The sequence below is a fragment of the Mycobacterium sp. genome (assembly GCF_035499775.1).
Lineage (GTDB): Bacteria > Actinomycetota > Actinomycetes > Mycobacteriales > Mycobacteriaceae > Mycobacterium.
Genome location: NZ_DATJYB010000194.1, coordinates 1 through 16247, shown reverse-complemented (window position 1 = coordinate 16247; position 16247 = coordinate 1). Strand labels below are relative to the sequence as shown.

Here is a 16247-nt window from a genome sequence, read left to right as displayed (position 1 = left end):
AATGCCGTAATAAAGGGTGTCCATTCGTCCGCCGGCGGCTGTCCGCCACGCTTCGCGGAAAACGCCCTCCCTGATGTACCCGCAAGCTTCAAAGACCTTCTGCATCGGGATGTTGTCGCCGCGAGTGGTACCTGAGATGCGTTGCAGCCCCGGGTATCTCTCGAACAATGTGCCGGTCAACCATCGCACCGCTTCTTTCCCTGCCCCGCGATTCCTGTTCGTGCTGCGGATGCGCAAGTCGAACTGCGGTTCTCCGTCCTCGACATCATCGAGGTCCTGGAGTTGAAGCAGGCCGATTCTCGTGGCACTGCTGTCCACGATCCAATACGTCTCGCGATCTGGCGGATCAAAGCCACCCGCACCGATCTGACGCTCAATCTCGACGGCGGAGGATCGGTCGCCCGCGTGGAAGGGCCACTCGTCGCTCGACAGCCATTCGGCCAGAGCCGCTGCCTGGTCTTTGGGCAGAAACCGTTCGAATGAAACCGGAGACTGCGACATGGTTCTCAGCGTATCGCGGCCCGGCGCAGCTGATATGGAGATCGCCGCAACCCTTAGGCGGCGCCGGCACTGCGGAATGTGACGATGTCCTCCAACCGATTTCCGGTCCTATTGACGAACTCGAAACCCTCGGGCTCGGCGAGGTCGCGCAACTCCGGCACGCTGATCCGATCGGGATCGGGGAACATCTCGGCGAAGACCAGCCGCCCGCCCGGTTTCAGCACGCGGTGCAGCGCGCGGACACATGCCTGCTGGTCGGGCACTTCACCGATCACCGCCGCCAGGTAAGCGACGTCAAAAGAGTTGTCCGGGTACGGAAATCCCTCGGCCGCTTGTCCGGCGGTAAAGCCGACATCGTCGAATCCGGCCCGCTGCAGTCGGCGACGCGCCTTGTCCAGCATTTCGGGCTGAATATCGAACAAGTCGAGTCGGCCGGCCGTGAGTCGACGAGCGATCTCCACGCTGAAAAAGCCTGGGCCCGGCCCGATTTCCAGCACATGCTCAGAACCGGTCAGGTCGAGCTTGTCGACAATGCGCGCCGGTTTCACCACCGCTCGGCGGAGGGGATTGTCAAGAATGAACGTCGCTTGGTGCGGGAAGGGCGAAGGGCCTGGGTCGCGCGCCTTACGCAACAGTGCGCCCACGAATGTCGGCATCGGAGCTCCTCAACGAACGGTATTTACGTTAGGGTACCCTAAGTCGGGGTGAGTCGACAAGGATCAGGACGTCTTTTTAAGCGGCGGAGAGTAATTGGGCTTGCCCAGGCCGAGTGCGTACTGGCCGATCATGTTCCGGAACACTTCCAGCGTGCCGCCGTAGATTCCCACCAACGGGGCGAAGCGGTAGACGTATTCGGCGGTGCCGTCATCGGCGGCCCCGTCGGCTCCGTAGGGCAGCGCGGAGGCGGCCCCGAGCAGATCCATCAGCTCCGGGGAGATGTCTCGCATCGTCTGCGCGATGGCCACCCGGCCGAAGATGTTCGGGGCGGACAGAGCCGCCTCCACCCTGGCGAAGCTGCGGCCCAGTCGATACGCGACCGACTGATCGTCGAGGAGGCGGCGCCCGCCGGGATCGGGCCGCGTCACCCGCGCCGCGGCCTCGTCGACCGCGGCTGCCATGAATCCGGCCTGGTGCATCATGATTGACGTGTCCTGCAGGCCGTCGGGTGCCGCGGCGACCGCGCCGTGCTCGGTGTTGAGCGGCTCGCGCAGCACCGTCCAGCCTCCGTGCACCTCGCCCAGCCGGTACTTGTCGTCGACGCGGACATCGCTGTAGTAGACGATGTTGGTCCGGTCGCCGTCCACGGTGCGGATGCCCTGGATTTCGATGCCCGGGGAGTTCAGCGGGACCAGGAACATGGTCAGGCTCTTGTGTTTTGGTGAATCCGGCGCCGTGTTGGTGATGAGGAAGACGTACTGGCAGTTGTGCGCGCCGGTGGTGAACATCTTGGAGCCGTTGATGACCCAGCTTGATCCATCCGCCTCCCGCACCGCGCGGGTCTTGCAGGTTGCGATGTCGGAGCCGCCTTCGGGCTCGGTGTAGCCGAGGCACAGCCGGATCTCGCCGGTGAAGACTCCCGGCATCACCTCTTCCTGCAGTGCGGGCGAGCCGAACTTCGCCACCGACCGCGCCACCATGGCGGTGGTCCCCCAGGTCACCCACGGCACATGCACCCGCCGCTTCTCCTGCTCCCAGATACGCCGCCGCACCCGGCTGAAGCCGCCTTCGGCGGCTGGTTTCCATTCCCCGGCCAAATAGCCTGCGGCACCGAACGCCAAGTGCAGACCCTCGTCGAAGTTGTCGCCCGTCTCGCGGTCGCGGCGCCTGACCTCTTCGGTCATGTGCGTGGCCAAGAAGCCTCGCGCCTCGTCATAGAACGCCTGGTCCTCGTCGGACAATTCGACACGGGAGAAATCCATCGCGTCGCCCCTAAACCCGCGCGGCCTGTTGCGCACTCTCACGGGCGGCCACGATCTCGGCGACCCGCTGAGCGGTGGCGCCCGGATCACCGGCCGCCAGGGGCCAGCCCCTGGCCCGCACCAAATACGCCGTCGCAGCGGCTTCGGCCGAAACCCCAAGGCCGCCTTGGATATGCACCGCCATGGTCGCCGCCTTGGCGGCTTCCTCGGCCATGAAGACAAACGCGGACGGTGCCAGCTCAGGTCGTTCGTCGGGTTCGTTGTCCAGGAACCAGGCGGCGCGACGCGCGAGGTTGCGTCCACCCTGAACCGTGATGGCCATATTCGCCAACGGATGCGAAATGCCCTGCAACGTCGAGATAGGCACCCCCAGCGTGTAGCGGGTCTTGGCGAACTCTGCCGCGATGGTCATCGTTTCCTCGACCAGACCCACCAGGGCAGCGGCGGTCAGCAATCGCCACTCATCCAGTGCCCGTTGATAACTCAACAGCGCATCGGGCCCCTCGGCGACGACGGTGCGGGTGTCGGCGGCGGCGGGATCCACCCACGCCATCGGCAGTCTCCCGATGTTGTCGACCTTCGCCGGCCGCGTGCCGAAGGTCAGGCGCACAATCGCCTCGCCGTCCCGCAGGATGATGTGATCGGCGATCGACCCGGTCGGAATCAGCCGGGTGCCCGGCACGCTGTCGATGCGCGCATCGAGCGCGGCGAGTTGTTCCCCGTCGGCAACGCCGGCGGTGTCGGCACCGAAGGCCGACAGCCGCGCCAATAGGCGGGCGGCACAGACGTGGTCGATCCAGGGCACCGGCGCGAGCGCCCGGCCGATCTCTTCGGCCACCAGGGTGAGATCGACGAGCGTCGCACCGTCGCCACCGCAGGACTCGGGTAACGCCATCGTCGAGGCGCCCATCGCGCACAACCGCTCCCACAGGTTCTTGTCGAAGCCGGAAGGCTCTGCCGCACGGACGGTTTCAATCGAGCAGTGAGTCTTGAAGAACTGCTTGTAGGCGTTTTGCAGGTCCACGTGGTGTTCGGACAGGCTGTAGTCCTGTCGGCGCAGTTCGAAGCGGTCCATCGTCAGTGCTCCTGTCCGAAGAAGAATTCCTGGGCGTTGTTGTACAGATAGTTGTCGAGGACCTCGGCGGGCAGGTCCAGCGCACGAGCTTCGGGGATCACCCGGCGCATCCGCAGTACCGGCCAGTCCGAGGCGAAGATCACCTTGTGCGGGCCGCGTGTCCGCATGTAGTGCAGCAGGCTTTCCGGTAGCCGCTTGGGCGACCAGGCCGAGGTCATCAGCCGCAGGTTTTCGTACTTGATCATCAATCGGATCGCGACGTCCCACCACGGGTCGGCTCCGTGGATCATGCACAGTCGCAGTTCGGGAAACCGGACGCACACCCGGTCGAGATGCATGGGGTGCTGCACTTCACCGGGAATCGGCGGTCCGGGGATACCGGTGTTGATGCACAGCGGGAGGTCGAGTTCCGCGCACTTGGCGTAGAGCGGATAGTAGACGGCATCACTGGGCGGATACTGCCCGTCGCCCCAAAAGCTGGGTCCCACTGCGGCATACGCGACCGGCAGGTCACCCACGATGGCACTCAGTTCGCGCAGGGAACGCACCGGACGCAGCAGGTTGACCCCACCCATCGCCAGGCCGAATCGCTCCGGCTTGGCTTCGACGAACTTGCGCGCGGTGGTGGACGGGTTGACCAGCGAGTCCATCAGGATGGCTTTCTGCACGCCCAGCTGATCCATCTCCTCCAGCAGTTCGGACAGATCGACCGGCGCGAACATGGACTCCGGGCCTTTGAAATAGTCGTCGCGAACCTTCAGCATCCAACCGGGCTGCGACTCGGCTTCGCCGAAGTGCACGTTGACCAGGCAGTCGATCGCTTTATCGTTCATGGCTTCCTTCGGAATCTGACGAGACTAATGCGGTAGCCGGAACTGGTTGTGTGACTGTGCTTTTAGCCCATCGGTAGTTGGGCTTGCCGTTGCCGAGGCGTTGAATCTGCTCGACGAAGATGAATTCTTTGGGCGCCTTGAAATGCGCCAGTTGCGAAGTGCACAAGTTGTAGAGGGCCTGCTCGTCTTCGGTGATGCCAGAGCCCGGCTGGGCCGCGACGAGCGCCACGACCTCTTGGCCCCACCGCTCGCTGGGGCGCCCTACCACCAAGGCGTCTGCGACACCGGGATGGGCGCGCAGTACTTCCTCGACCTCTTCGACGAACACCTTTTCGCCACCGGTGTTCACGACCAGCGAGTCACGTCCGAACAGGCGGATTTTGCCGTCCTTTTCGATCGATGCGCGGTCGCCCGGTATCACCACTCGCTGGCCTTCGATCTCCGGAAAGGTTCGCTGGGTGGCTTCGGCGTCGTTGAAGTAACCCAGCGGGATCCTGCCCAGCCGGGCGGTCCAGCCGACTTCCTGTTCGCCGGGTCGCAGGAAGCGGTTGCGGTCCGCGGAGACCACGGTCACGCCGGCCCTGGGCTCGAAGGTCTCACTGGCGTTTCCGTCACGGCTGTGCCCGAATGCCATATTGCCGGTCTCCGAAGAGCCGTAGCCTTCGATGATCGTGACCTGCGGCAGGCATTCCATCAGTGCCCGTTTGTATTTCGCATTCGTGGCTGCCCCGCCGGTGCCGATCGCGTTCAGCGCGGACAAGTCGTACGAGTGTGCCCGCAGTTCGGCGACCAACGGCCCGGCGTACGCGTCGCCGACCATCGTCAGCATGCCAACCTTCTCGCGCTCGGCCGTCGCCCACACCGAACGCACGTCGAGCTTGTTGCGGTCGTCATAGAGCACCACCGGCAGGCCGGCGCACAGCGCCGCGAACGCGGTCCACATGCCGGCCGCGTGCATCAGCGGCGAAACCGCGAACCACGACGGACCGCCGTTGCGGACCTTGTCGTGAATCTGCGTGACGCTGTCGTGGTCGGCGCCCACCATCGATGCCACGTACATGTCGCTCTGCCGCCACAGAACTCCCTTGGGGCGTCCCGTCGTTCCGCCGGTACACATCATGATCAGGTCGTCGGGTGACCCCACCGGGCCGCGGCCGGGTCCCCCCGCCGCCAAGACGTCGTCCAGCGAGATGGCGCCGGGCAGTTCGGGTTCCGCGCTGCCGTCGTCGATCGACACCAGTAGTTCGGTACCGTCGGGTGGCAGCACCTCGGCGAACTTGGCCCCCAGCGAGCGGTGATAGATGATGGCGCGCGGGCCCAAGTAGTCGAGCAGGTCGCGGATCTCAGGCGGCGCGTAGTGGTGGTTCACGTTGACCGGCACGGTTCGGGCCTTCAGACACCCGATCACCATGTCGGGGTACAGGTCGTTGTACATGATGAGCGCGACCCGGTCCTGACCGCATTCCCAGCGGTTGAGGGTCTCGCGGGCGCGATGGACCCCAAACCCCTTGCCGCTGAGGTAATTCGCCAGCCTGTTGGTGCGGACCGCTGACTCGGCGAAGGTGCTGCGCCGGTCTCCGCAGACCGTCATCAGCCGGTCGGGAACGACGTCGGCGATGGCATCGAGCACCGCCCCGACGGTCCATTCGCTCACGGTCCGGGCCGCCTAGGCCGACACTGCGGCTTTGCTGCCGAGCAGGTCCAAAGCATTGTCGCGCATGATTTTTCGAATATCTGCTTCGCTGAAATCCGTGAGCTCCTCGGTGAACGACACCGGCGACTCCAGCCCCTCTCCGTGCGGCCAGTCAGAACCGAACAAGATCTTGTCGACGCCGATCACATCGGCCAGCGCGGGCAGGTCGTCCTCGTAATATGGGGCGATCCACACATTGTGGCGGAGCTGCTCCACCGGGTCCTCGGGGAACAGCCGCGGGTGATTGTTCGCGGCCTTCTTCAAGCGCTTGACCAGACGGTAGACGAAGTACGAACCGTTCTCGATGCTGACCGCCTTCAGTTTCGGATGGCGAGTGAACACGCCATGCGCGATCATCGAGGCCATCGAGTCGTGGATCGCGCGGTCGTCGACCAGTATCTGCTCGAACGGATCCGATCCGCCGAAGGCCTCGAAAGTCGACTTGCCGCCCCACATCCCGGACACCTGCAGGTAGCCGCTGTCGCTCAGGTGGAAGCCCACCGGAACGCCGGCCTCCGCCAATCGGGCCCAGACCGGGTCATGGCTGGGATCGCCGAGCGAGCGCGGCTTGACCACTCCCGGTACCGGCGCCGGGCGCACCAGAACAAGTTTGGCGCCATGCTCCAACGCGTAGTCGAGTTCCTCGACGGCCCTGGCCGGATCGGCCAGCGAGATGATCGGCGCGGCGATGATCCGATGATCGGGACGGTCGAACCCCCAGTCCTCATCCAGCCACAGGTTGAATGCGTGCACCGAGGCGATCGTCGCGTCGACGTCGTGCTTGAGTGCTTCCTCGACACCGCAGCCGAATGTCGGCAGCATGAAAACGGTCTCGATGCCCTGGGTGTCCATCACCCGGACGCGGGCGTCTCGGTCCTGATACTCCGGGTGCTCCGCCAACCGCTCGACCTTCATCAGGGAAGCGGGATCCACGCCCTCGGGGATCTCGCCGCGGAAGAGCAGATCCAGGCAGCCCGGCACGATGATCGGATCGAACGTGGGGTTGGGAATGAACCGGTTGACCCGGTCGCCGATGATCGCCTGGGTGTGCCGCCCGTCGCTGTACATCTGCACGCCACGCCTGCGGAACTTCTTGTCCAGATGTCGGGTAAAGGCGTCCACCGGCTCGTAGTAGTGGTTGTCGACATCGATTGCCTTGTAACCCAAGTCAGTCATGATCGTCCTTTCTGATACCCGCTAAGCATCGGTGAGCGACGGAAACTGTGGCGGTCGCTTCTGCAGGAAGCTGGTGATGCCCTCGATGACATCCGGTCGCGGCATGGCCTCGTGCAGCAGCACCTCGGCACGCGAAGTGGCTTCCGCGACATCGCGAGTGGCGTCGCCGTACACCTGCTGCTTGATCACGGCCATCGAAGCCGGTGAACAGTTTTGGGCGATGTCCTCCGCATACTTCAGGGCGCGCGGCATCAGTTCTTCGGGTGCGACGACTTCCTTCACCAGGCCCAACTCGGCCGCCTCCTCGGCGAGGAAGGTGCGGCCGCTGAGCAACAGGTCGAGCGCGACGCCCAAGGTAGTCAGGCGCGGAAGTATCCATGAGATGCCGAACTCGCCGATCAGTCCGCGGCGCGCGAACACGGCGGCGAACTTCGCCCCGGCGGCGGCAAACCGGACATCGCACATCAGCGCCTGGGTCAAACCGATGCCGACACAGGAGCCGTTGATCGCCGCGATCACGGGCTTACGCAGCGCGGTCACGAAGTGGGGCGGACGTTCACCGACCAAGTCGGCGAGACTCGTCTGCTTCGATTTCTCCATCGTTTCGCCGACCTTGTCGGCCGAGCCCGGCGCGCCCAGATAGGCGCCGGCGCAGAACCCCCTGCCCCGGCCGGTCAGCACGATGACCCGGATAGCCGGGTCCTGTTCGGCGCGGTCGATGCCGGCGTAGAACGCGGCGGCGATGTCGGGACCCCAGGCGTTGAGCCGGTCCGGGCGGTTGAACGTCAGGATTGCGACACCGGTCGGAGTGGCCTCGTAGAGCACCGCATCCTGGGAGGCGCCGTCACTGCCGGACATCTGCTGCGGCACCTCCTCACGACCCACCGAATCCAGGTTACTTTGTACGCATACTGTATACCTATCGGTACAGCATTCCACAACTGCCGCCACGCCCCCGCCGAGCAGGGCAAACCAGCGAATTTGCCCCTCGCCGAAGGACGACCGCTAGGCCGCGATCAACCCGAGGCGACGATAGGCATTCTCGATCTGCGTTTTGGCCTCGGTCGGCAACTCCGCCTGCGGAGGCCGGGAGTGCGGATACGCGCCGATCGGCAGGCCGAGCAACGAGGCGGCGTACTTGAACGCGCCGCCCCAGTGGGTGAAGTAATCCGCCCGCCCCGGATAGCACGTCCACCACGATCCGACGTCGAGGTCGAACTGGTCCAGACCCGAATCCCGCCCGTAGTCCATGGCCTCGAGCAACTTGTCGCTCAGCACCAGGTCCCAGTACTCGGAGAACAGCCGTCGCTGCGGCGTCTCGAATAGATAGCCGGCGGTGCCCAACTGTGCCGGACAGACGATCCCGTCGCGCAGCCAGCCGGCGCGGTAGACGGTCCGATCGCATTCCCACAGCACCAGACCCGGCGCCAGCTCGTGCAGCATCCGGCTGCTCTGCGGCCGGAAGGCGCCCTCCTTGGTGGCACACACCGCGGGCACCTCGTCGTAGATCCGCGCGCCTTCGGCCGCGGTCAACACGTAACCCGAGGACGGGGAATTGAACATGCCCAAGGCGATGTCGGTGCGCGCAGCGATGTACTTGAAGAACCTCAGCACTCCTTCGCCGCCGTGCGCCTCCATCGTCGGCGTTTGGATGTAAGCGATGTCGGCGCCCACCTCCTGGGCATGCAGCGTCAAGTCCAGACAGTCCTTGGCCGCCGTGGCCGAGGTACAGGCTTGGATGACGACATCGGGATTGGCGCTGCGCGCCTCCTCGATTGCAACCTCTAGCAAGCGCTTTCGCTCGTCGAGGGTCAACGACCAGAACTCGGCGAGTCCGCTGGTGCACCACAGCATCGGGTGCCCGAGGTCGCTGACGCAGTAGCGCACCAGCGTCCGGTAGGCGTCCCAGTCGATGTCGTCGCCGTCCTCGCCGCAGAACGGCGTGTACAGGGAGTCGCCGATTCCCCGCAATGCCCCGCGTGCCCAGGTCCGCGCTTCACTCGCTGTCGCCATATTCCACTCCTCTTGTCAGCCAAGTGTTTTCACCGGAAACTCAGGTGAAGTCCGAACCGCCGTCGACGTTGATGTTGGCTCCGGTCATATACGAGTTTCGCCGCGACGCGAGGAACGCCACGACCGGCCCGATCTCTTCCGGTAGCCCGGCCCGCGGCATGTGCGCCGGATGTCCGAAATGCTTGGCGACAGCTTCCATCAGGCGATAGGGATCGTTGCCGTCGACGCCGACCGAGTTCGCCCAGCCGACGAGCGCCTCGGATGCGATGCTGCCCGGCGAGACGACATTGACCAGGATCTCGTCCTTGGCCAGCAATAGCGACAGGTTTTTCGAGACACTGGTGAGCATCGACTTGGCGGCGGTGTAGGCCGGCAGCATTACGCTTTGCCGCTGCGTCGAATGCGCCGAGAAGTTGACTATGCGCGCCCATACCGCCTTGCGCAGCAGCGGAAGTGCTGAACGGACGCAGCGCACCATGCCCATCACGCCGTCTTCGACGGCCTCGCGCCACTGCTCGTCGGTCAGATTCTCGAAGCTGCCCGGCGCTCCCGGCCCGACCGTGTTGACGAGCACGTTGAGTTCGCCGTCCCACCGCTTACCCAGCTCGGCGAACACCTTGTCGACCTGTCCGGCGTCACGGATGTCGGCAACCAGCCCGACGACATCCGGGCTGCCGCGACCGGTCAAATCCGTAACGGCGCTGTCCAGCTTGGACTTTGAGCGGCCGACTAACGCCACCCGGGCGCCTTCGTCGGCCAGGCAACGCGCGGTGGCCAAACCCATACCGCTACCGCCACCGACCACCACCGATGTGGCATTGGCCAGCCCTAGATCCATGTCTCACCCGACGGCTTCAACCCCGACATGTTCGCCCGTCCAGCTGTATTTACCAAAATGCCTACGATAGGTATTACAGTAGCAGACGGACAACGCGTTGACCGCTGCCGGCGGCAGGCGCAGCACAGATCTTGATGGAGGTGCCGTAGTGGCAAAACAGGCAACCGCCGACAAGCGACAGCGACGTGAACGCGGTTCCATCAATCCCGATGACATCATCAGCGGCGCTTTCGAACTCGCCGAGCAGGTGTCGATCGACAACCTGAGCATGCCGCTGCTTGGCAAACATCTTGGCGTGGGTGTCACCAGCATCTACTGGTACTTCCGCAAGAAGGACGATCTGCTCAACGCGATGACCGACCGCGCGTTGAGCAAGTACGTGTTCGCCACCCCGTATGTGGAAGCCAGCGATTGGCGCGAGACGTTGCGCAACCACGCACGATTGATGCGTAAGACGTTCATGGGCAATCCGATTTTGTGCGACCTGATTTTGATTCGCGCGGCGCTCAGCCCCAAGGCGGCGCGGCTGGGCGCGCAGGAGATGGAGCGCGCGATCGCCAATCTGGTGGAGGCAGGCCTGTCGCCCGAGGACGCTTTCGACACCTACTCCGCGGTTTCGCTGCACGTCCGCGGCTCGGTGGTGCTGCAGCGACTCTACGAGAAGAACCAGACGCCGGACAGCGGGCCACGCTCCATCGAAGACGCAGTGGCCATAGATCCGCAGACCACCCCGCTCATCGCTCAGGTGACCGGGAAGGGGCACCGCATCGGGGCGCCCGACGAAACCAATTTCGAATACGGGCTCGACTGCATCCTCGACCACGCCGGCCGGTTGATCGACGAAGCTCAAAAGGCATCGAAAGCCAACAAGTCGGCATCCCGGAAGACGACTGCGCCCAAGGCGCGAGCCAGGACGGCCGCGGGGCGCTGACGCGAATTCGGTTAACGTGCTTAGAGTTCCGGGGGCTCGGGCACGTGGAAGTGCTCATCGCGCAACCGGAAGGCCTCCTTCGTTCCGTGCTGCGCGCGGGTTTTGACGAAGTTGAACTCGCCCGGCGCGAACTGCAGGTTGGTGCCAAAGGCATGGAACAGGTAGCTCGCGACTTCCTCACCGTGGTACGCCTGAGTCTGCTCGACCAGGCGGAAGGCTTCCTTGGCGATCACCACGCCGTCGGCCGGCATCTTCGCGGCCTTCTCGGCCCAGTACCGGGCGCGCGCCGCAACCGAGTCCGGATCGCAGGTGTCGGTGAAGATTCCGAGGTGTTCGATCTCGCCCGCTTCGATCACGTCACCGGTCAGCAGCATACGACGGGCCAGCACGGGCCCCAGTCGATGGAAGAACATGTGCAGGCTGCCGAGTGCGGGCCCGAGGAACCGCGTTGCCGGCATGCCGATTTTCGTGTCGCGCGCGATGACGGAGATGTCGGTCATCAGCGCCATCTCGAACCCGCCGCCAAGGGCGTAGCCGGCGATCTCCCCCACGGTCACCTTGGGGAAGCCCATGAAGTTGTGGTAGAAGCTAAATGACTTGCGGTCCACAGTAAGTCGTCGACGCTGGCTGGGCCGGCGGTTGGCCTTTCGATCGTCGGCGTCGGGCTCGGCACGCGACGCGCCGTACCAGCCGTAGGCGTTGTTCATGTCGGCGCCGGTGCTGAAAACTCCGTCGGCTCCGCGCAGCAGCACCACGGTGAGGTCGTCGTCGTCGGCCACGTGATCCAGGCAGCGGGCGATGGCGTCGCGCATGGCGGCGTCATAGGAGTTGCGCTGCTTGGTGTTGTTGAGTGTGATCGTGGCGATTCGCTGGTCGGGATCCACGTCGAAAAGCACGCGATCGTCCGCGGCATCCGGGGCGGTCATATATTGGACTCCTTACGCCTTCTGGCGAACTGAAATACGGACAGGTTTTCCGGCCGCGACGCCACCGTGTTCACCTCGCCCGTGCAAAGCACCTCGTCGTCGAGCAGCAGCCGCGCCGTCGACGTGATGGCGCGGTCGATCTGAGTCCGCGCGATATCGAAGCGCAGCTCGGCCAGTATCGGCGCCGGGCGACGGAAGGTCACGGCCAATGACCGCGTCTTGCCGGACAGGCCGGTCACACAGTTGTGATGCTGGATGGCGCAGTCGAAGAAGACGCCGAGGAAACCGCCGTGCACCAGCCCCGGTGGTCCTTCGTAGATCAGCGGGAAGACCACCCTGCCTTCGGCTTTCTCGGCATCGAGGCGCTCGAACCGGTACTCGGGGAAGCACGGGTTATAGGCGCCGATGTCGGTGGCGTGGTTGAGATAGATCCGCCGGTGATCGTCGGGAATCGAACCGATTCGGGGCGCACTGTCTGGCGGAGCCGCGGCGGTCAGCTCGCTTTCCCACTCGGCGAACTTCGCGATCATTGTGTCCACGGTCGGGTGGTCGTGTTCCAGCGAGAGCAGCAGCGAGCCGAGGCGACGCATGGCGCCGGCCGCCGCCACGGTCTGGTCGAGGGGAGCCTCGCCGAATCTGGCGTCACCGGGCGTTGCGGTGCCGTCAACCATGCGACCCTCTCTCCCGGGGTTTCGCCCGGTTGTTCCGTCGGCAGCGTTTCCTTGATAACTTATACAGCGTAGCAATCGTATTGCCTACTGTATGGGTTCCCGTATCGGTGAGAAAGGCCGGATTCGACGGTGAGTCAGGAGGCCGACGCGGCCGATGCCGAGGGTTCGGTGACAGCACGCCAGGACGGCGCGGTGCTGCGCGTCACGCTCGATCGCCCATCCCGGCGTAACTCGTTGACCCGGTTGATGATCGAGACGTTGGTCGGCGCGTTGACCGACGCCGCCGCCGACGACTCGTTGCGCGCGATTCACATCCGGAGTGCCGGAGAGGACTTCTGCGCGGGCGTGGATTGGGTGGCCACCAACAGCGCCGGCGGACAGCGGCCACGCACCGGCGATCTGGTCCGGCGGATACCGCACGCCGCCCACCGGGTCATCGAGCTCCTGCACAGCATCCAGCTGCCGGTGGTCTGCACCGTGCAGGGGCGGGCCGTCGGCCTAGGCTGCAGTATTGCGCTGGCCGCCGATTTCACTGTGGCCGCCGACGACGCCGTGTTCTGGACGCCGTTCGTGGACCGTGGGTTCAGCCCGGATTCGGGCGCCACCTGGTTGCTGCCCCGGCTGGTTGGCGTGGCACGCGCCCGGCGGATGCTGCTTCTCGGCGAGAAAGTCAATGCGACTGAGGCGGCCGAGTGGGGCATGATCCACCAAGCCGTGAGCCGGGCCGAACTCGACAAGACCGTCGATGAGCTGCTGGCGCGACTGGCCGGCGGCCCGACGGTGGCGATCGGATTAGCCAAGCAGGCCTTGAGCTTCAGCCAGCACGCGACCCTGCAGCAGGCCATGACGCAAGAGCTCTATAACTTGGAACTGTCATGTCGGACAAGTGATTTCAAAGAGGGCCTGGAAGCCTTTCGGCAGCGGCGCGCGCCGAAGTTTCAAGGCCGATGACCGTTACGAAGGGAAGTACGGATGGCCACTGACTCGTTCGACACGATCAACTACGAAGTCGACGGGCACACCGCCACCATCACACTGAACCGTCCGGACGCGCTCAACGCACTCAGTCCGCACATGATCACCGAACTCCGGGCCGCCTACGACGAGGCCGAGAACGACGACAACGTGTGGCTGCTCATCGTCACCGGCACCGGCCGCGCATTCTGCACGGGCGCCGACGTCAAAGCCATTCCGGCAGACGGCAAGGTGATCTACGAACGGCCGTACCTGTCGACGTACGACCAGTGGGAGGCACCGCAGGAAGGCACACCGCCGTTTCGCACCATGGCCAAGCCGGTGCTGACCGCCGTCAACGGACTGTGCTGCGGCGCCGGGATGGATTGGGTTACCACTACCGACATCGTCATCGCATCCGAGCAGGCGACGTTCTTCGATCCGCACGTCAGCATCGGGTTGGTGGCCGGACGCGAGTTGGTGCGGATATCCAGGGTGTTGCCCCGCTCGATCGCCTTGCGAATGGCCTTGATGGGCAAGCACGAGCGGATGAGCGCACAACGCGCCTACGACCTCGGGCTGATCAGCGAAGTCGTCGAGCACGACCGTCTGCTCGACCGGGCCCGTGAGATCGCCGACATCGTCAACTCCAATGCGCCGCTGGCGGTCCGGGGAACCCGGCTGGCCATTCTCAAGGGCCTCAATGTGCCTCTGCACGAAGCCGAGATCCTCGCCGAAACCTTCCGCGAACGCGTACTGCGCACCGAGGACGCGCAAGAAGGCCCGCGGGCCTTTGTGGAAAAGCGCAAACCGAATTGGCAGTGCAGATGACGAGCTTCGAAACCATCCTGCTCGACGTCGATGCCACCGATCACGTCGCCACCATCACGCTGAACCGGCCCGAGCAGCTGAATACGTTCAACCGCACCATGTGCGAGGAGATGGCCCGGGTCTGGCACATGGTCAAGCTCGACGACTCGGTGCACGCGGTAGTGCTGCGGGCAACCGGCACCCGCGCGTTCAGCGCCGGGCTGGATATCAAGACGCCGTATGGTCAGCCCGAAAATGTGTGGAACCACCAGGATCCCGGCGAAGCGCTGAGCCCCAAGTGGCAGAAGATGTGGAAGCCGGTGGTCTGCGCCGTTCAGGGCATGTGCACGGCCGGCGCGTTCTACTTCGTCAACGAGTCCGATGTCGTCATCTGCTCAACGGACGCAACGTTTTTCGATTCACACGTCTCGGCAGGCCTGGTCTGCGCGCTGGAGCCGGTGGGGCTGATGCGCCGCATCGGCCTGGGCGAGACGTTGCGGATAGCCCTGATGGGCAACGACGAACGTGTCAGCGCCGACACGGCGCTGCACATCGGGCTGGTCTCCGAGGTGGTCGCCCCTGACCAGTTGTGGACCCGCGCTCATGAGATCGCGGCGACGATCGCCGCCAAGCCGCCCTCGGCGACCCAGGGCACCGTGAAGGCGATCTGGGAGTCGTTGGACAAGCCCTACCGCGCCGCCATGGAGCAGGGGCTGATCTACACCCGGCTCGGCAATCCGCTCGGTAAGGCCGAACTGGCCGCGCGTCAGGACGGCGAGGGCGCCAGGAACGAGCCGAAGATCCGGTGATGGCCGATCACCCGCTCAGTCGCCGCATCGCGCAGGTGCTGGACCTGCAGCCCGACGCGCATGCGATCGAGTATGCCGGCCAATGGATCTCGTGGAGCCAAGTCGCCGCCACGGCGCGGCACGTCGCCGCATTGACCTGTCAACATACCGACCCGCAGATCGGCATGCTGCTGCGCAACCGGCCCGGTCAGGTGGCCGCGTTTCTCGGAGTGCTGCTGGGCGGCGGAACCGTGGTCACCATCAACGCGTCTCGCGGTGACGAGCGGACCCGGGCCGACATCGCCGCGCTGAGACTGCCGCTGATCGTCGGTGAACCGGATGACCTGGCGAGGCTGGTTCCCCCGGGGACCAACACGGCGCCGATTCCGGCCCTCCTCGACGTGCCCGCGGAGTCGGAAACCGGCGGGACCGGACCGGCGCCGCGGCCGGGCGTCGCGGTCCGCATGCTGACCAGCGGCACGACCGGGCCACCCAAACGAATCGACCTCAGCTACGACATGCTGGCGCGCAGTGTGATGGGTCGCGATCCGCATCGCGCGCCGATGCCAACCGCCCTGCGCCACGGCGTCGCGATCGTCAACTCGCCGCTGGTACACATCGGCGGAGTGTTCCGGGTGCTGCAATGCGTCGTCGAGGCGAGATCCTTTGTGCTGCTGGACAAATTCGAACTCACCGCGTGGGCCGCGGCCGTGCGCAAACACCGGCCCCGCACCGTTTCGCTGGTACCGGCGGCCTTGCGCACCGTCTTGCACTCCGACCTGCCGCGCACCGACCTGGAAAGCATCCGCGCCGTCACCTGCGGAACCGCGCCACTGTCGGCCGACGACGCCGACGCCTTCACCGACAAGTACGGCATCCCGGTTCTGACCTCTTATGCTGCAACCGAATTCGGCGGCGGTGTGGCCGGCTGGACCCTGGCCGACTATCAACGGTACTGGCTTGCCAAACGCGGCAGCGTGGGCCGCGCCAACCCGGACTCTCAACTGCGCGTGGTCGACGAGGACGGTAGGCCGCTCGCGTCGGATCAGGTCGGCCTGCTGGAAGTCAAGGCGGGCCAACGGGGGCCGTCGGCGGAATGGATGCGGACCACCGACATGG

17 protein-coding genes are annotated in these 16247 nt (G+C 65.0%); 5 read left to right on the top strand and 12 right to left on the bottom strand.

Annotated elements, in window-relative coordinates:
* From VML93_RS12910 to VML93_RS12865, 10 genes are all read right to left on the bottom strand, one after another.
* The coding region (locus VML93_RS12910; RefSeq protein ID WP_325611102.1) for a GNAT family protein at positions 1 to 501 on the bottom strand (501 nt) is incomplete at its 3' end.
* A 53-nt stretch (positions 502 to 554) separates the two neighbouring features.
* Positions 555 to 1145, bottom strand: a complete 591-nt coding sequence (locus tag VML93_RS12905) for a class I SAM-dependent methyltransferase (protein ID WP_325611105.1) — start codon at positions 1143 to 1145, stop codon at positions 555 to 557.
* A 75-nt stretch (positions 1146 to 1220) separates the two neighbouring features.
* Positions 1221 to 2420 carry an acyl-CoA dehydrogenase family protein gene (locus tag VML93_RS12900; RefSeq protein WP_325611101.1) on the bottom strand — a complete coding sequence of 400 codons (1200 nt, stop codon included), beginning with the start codon at positions 2418 to 2420 and terminating at the stop codon, positions 1221 to 1223.
* A 10-nt stretch (positions 2421 to 2430) separates the two neighbouring features.
* Complete coding sequence (locus VML93_RS12895) at positions 2431 to 3495, bottom strand: acyl-CoA dehydrogenase family protein (RefSeq protein ID WP_325611100.1); 1065 nt, start codon at positions 3493 to 3495, stop codon at positions 2431 to 2433.
* Between the two features lie 2 nt (positions 3496 to 3497).
* Complete coding sequence (locus VML93_RS12890; protein ID WP_325611098.1) at positions 3498 to 4328, bottom strand: amidohydrolase family protein; 831 nt, start codon at positions 4326 to 4328, stop codon at positions 3498 to 3500.
* Entirely contained in the window at positions 4318 to 5982 is a 1665-nt protein-coding gene (locus tag VML93_RS12885; protein WP_325611097.1) for an acyl-CoA synthetase, read from the bottom strand. Before VML93_RS12885 ends, VML93_RS12890 begins: the two co-directional genes overlap by 11 nt.
* A 12-nt stretch (positions 5983 to 5994) precedes the next feature.
* The gene (locus VML93_RS12880; protein ID WP_325611096.1) at positions 5995 to 7197 is read right to left on the bottom strand and encodes an amidohydrolase family protein; all 1203 of its coding nucleotides are present in this window, start codon (positions 7195 to 7197) and stop codon (positions 5995 to 5997) included.
* A 21-nt stretch (positions 7198 to 7218) separates the two neighbouring features.
* A complete protein-coding gene (locus VML93_RS12875; RefSeq protein ID WP_325611104.1) occupies positions 7219 to 8055 on the bottom strand; it encodes an enoyl-CoA hydratase in 837 nt (278 codons plus the stop codon).
* A gap of 147 nt (positions 8056 to 8202) precedes the next feature.
* Positions 8203 to 9210 (bottom strand): dihydrodipicolinate synthase family protein, encoded by a 1008-nt coding sequence (locus tag VML93_RS12870; protein WP_325611094.1) that lies wholly within the window; start codon positions 9208 to 9210, stop codon positions 8203 to 8205.
* A 40-nt stretch (positions 9211 to 9250) separates the two neighbouring features.
* A complete protein-coding gene (locus VML93_RS12865) occupies positions 9251 to 10048 on the bottom strand; it encodes an SDR family NAD(P)-dependent oxidoreductase (RefSeq protein ID WP_325611092.1) in 798 nt (265 codons plus the stop codon).
* Between the two features lie 148 nt (positions 10049 to 10196).
* On the opposite strand from VML93_RS12865, the gene VML93_RS12860 reads away from it, so the two are divergent.
* Complete coding sequence (locus VML93_RS12860; RefSeq protein ID WP_325611091.1) at positions 10197 to 10979, top strand: TetR/AcrR family transcriptional regulator; 783 nt, start codon at positions 10197 to 10199, stop codon at positions 10977 to 10979.
* Positions 10980 to 10999: 20 nt separating this feature from the next.
* Here the strand turns inward: VML93_RS12860 and VML93_RS12855 are convergent, their stop codons facing one another.
* Positions 11000 to 11905, bottom strand: coding sequence for an enoyl-CoA hydratase/isomerase family protein (locus tag VML93_RS12855; protein WP_325611089.1), 906 nt, complete (start codon positions 11903 to 11905; stop codon positions 11000 to 11002).
* On the bottom strand, positions 11902 to 12576 hold the full coding sequence (locus tag VML93_RS12850; protein ID WP_325611087.1) for a hypothetical protein: 675 nt from the start codon (positions 12574 to 12576) through the stop codon (positions 11902 to 11904). Before VML93_RS12850 ends, VML93_RS12855 begins: the two co-directional genes overlap by 4 nt.
* A 129-nt stretch (positions 12577 to 12705) precedes the next feature.
* Between VML93_RS12850 and VML93_RS12845 the strand changes: the two genes are divergently transcribed.
* From VML93_RS12845 to VML93_RS12830, 4 genes are all read left to right on the top strand, one after another.
* Positions 12706 to 13527 carry an enoyl-CoA hydratase/isomerase family protein gene (locus VML93_RS12845; RefSeq protein ID WP_325611085.1) on the top strand — a complete coding sequence of 274 codons (822 nt, stop codon included), beginning with the start codon at positions 12706 to 12708 and terminating at the stop codon, positions 13525 to 13527.
* A 21-nt stretch (positions 13528 to 13548) separates the two neighbouring features.
* Positions 13549 to 14361 (top strand): enoyl-CoA hydratase/isomerase family protein, encoded by an 813-nt coding sequence (locus VML93_RS12840; RefSeq protein ID WP_325611084.1) that lies wholly within the window; start codon positions 13549 to 13551, stop codon positions 14359 to 14361.
* Entirely contained in the window at positions 14358 to 15149 is a 792-nt protein-coding gene (locus VML93_RS12835; protein ID WP_325611082.1) for an enoyl-CoA hydratase/isomerase family protein, read from the top strand. Before VML93_RS12840 ends, VML93_RS12835 begins: the two co-directional genes overlap by 4 nt.
* Positions 15149 to 16247: class I adenylate-forming enzyme family protein (locus VML93_RS12830; RefSeq protein ID WP_325611080.1), on the top strand; the 1099-nt coding region annotated here is incomplete at its 3' end. The genes VML93_RS12835 and VML93_RS12830, both read left to right, overlap by 1 nt.

What these genes read in the sequence shown, in the direction of transcription:
- VML93_RS12900 (WP_325611101.1), bottom strand. Translation starts at nt 2,420, where the DNA reads ATGGATTTCTCCCGTGTCGAATTGTCCGACGAGGACCAGGCGTTCTAT.
- VML93_RS12895 (WP_325611100.1), bottom strand. Translation starts at nt 3,495, where the DNA reads ATGGACCGCTTCGAACTGCGCCGACAGGACTACAGCCTGTCCGAACAC.
- VML93_RS12890 (WP_325611098.1), bottom strand. Translation starts at nt 4,328, where the DNA reads ATGAACGATAAAGCGATCGACTGCCTGGTCAACGTGCACTTCGGCGAA.
- VML93_RS12880 (WP_325611096.1), bottom strand. Translation starts at nt 7,197, where the DNA reads ATGACTGACTTGGGTTACAAGGCAATCGATGTCGACAACCACTACTAC.
- VML93_RS12875 (WP_325611104.1), bottom strand. Translation starts at nt 8,055, where the DNA reads ATGTCCGGCAGTGACGGCGCCTCCCAGGATGCGGTGCTCTACGAGGCC.
- VML93_RS12870 (WP_325611094.1), bottom strand. Translation starts at nt 9,210, where the DNA reads ATGGCGACAGCGAGTGAAGCGCGGACCTGGGCACGCGGGGCATTGCGG.
- VML93_RS12865 (WP_325611092.1), bottom strand. Translation starts at nt 10,048, where the DNA reads ATGGATCTAGGGCTGGCCAATGCCACATCGGTGGTGGTCGGTGGCGGT.
- VML93_RS12855 (WP_325611089.1), bottom strand. Translation starts at nt 11,905, where the DNA reads ATGACCGCCCCGGATGCCGCGGACGATCGCGTGCTTTTCGACGTGGAT.
- VML93_RS12850 (WP_325611087.1), bottom strand. Translation starts at nt 12,576, where the DNA reads ATGGTTGACGGCACCGCAACGCCCGGTGACGCCAGATTCGGCGAGGCT.
- VML93_RS12840 (WP_325611084.1), top strand. Translation starts at nt 13,549, where the DNA reads ATGGCCACTGACTCGTTCGACACGATCAACTACGAAGTCGACGGGCAC.
- VML93_RS12835 (WP_325611082.1), top strand. Translation starts at nt 14,358, where the DNA reads ATGACGAGCTTCGAAACCATCCTGCTCGACGTCGATGCCACCGATCAC.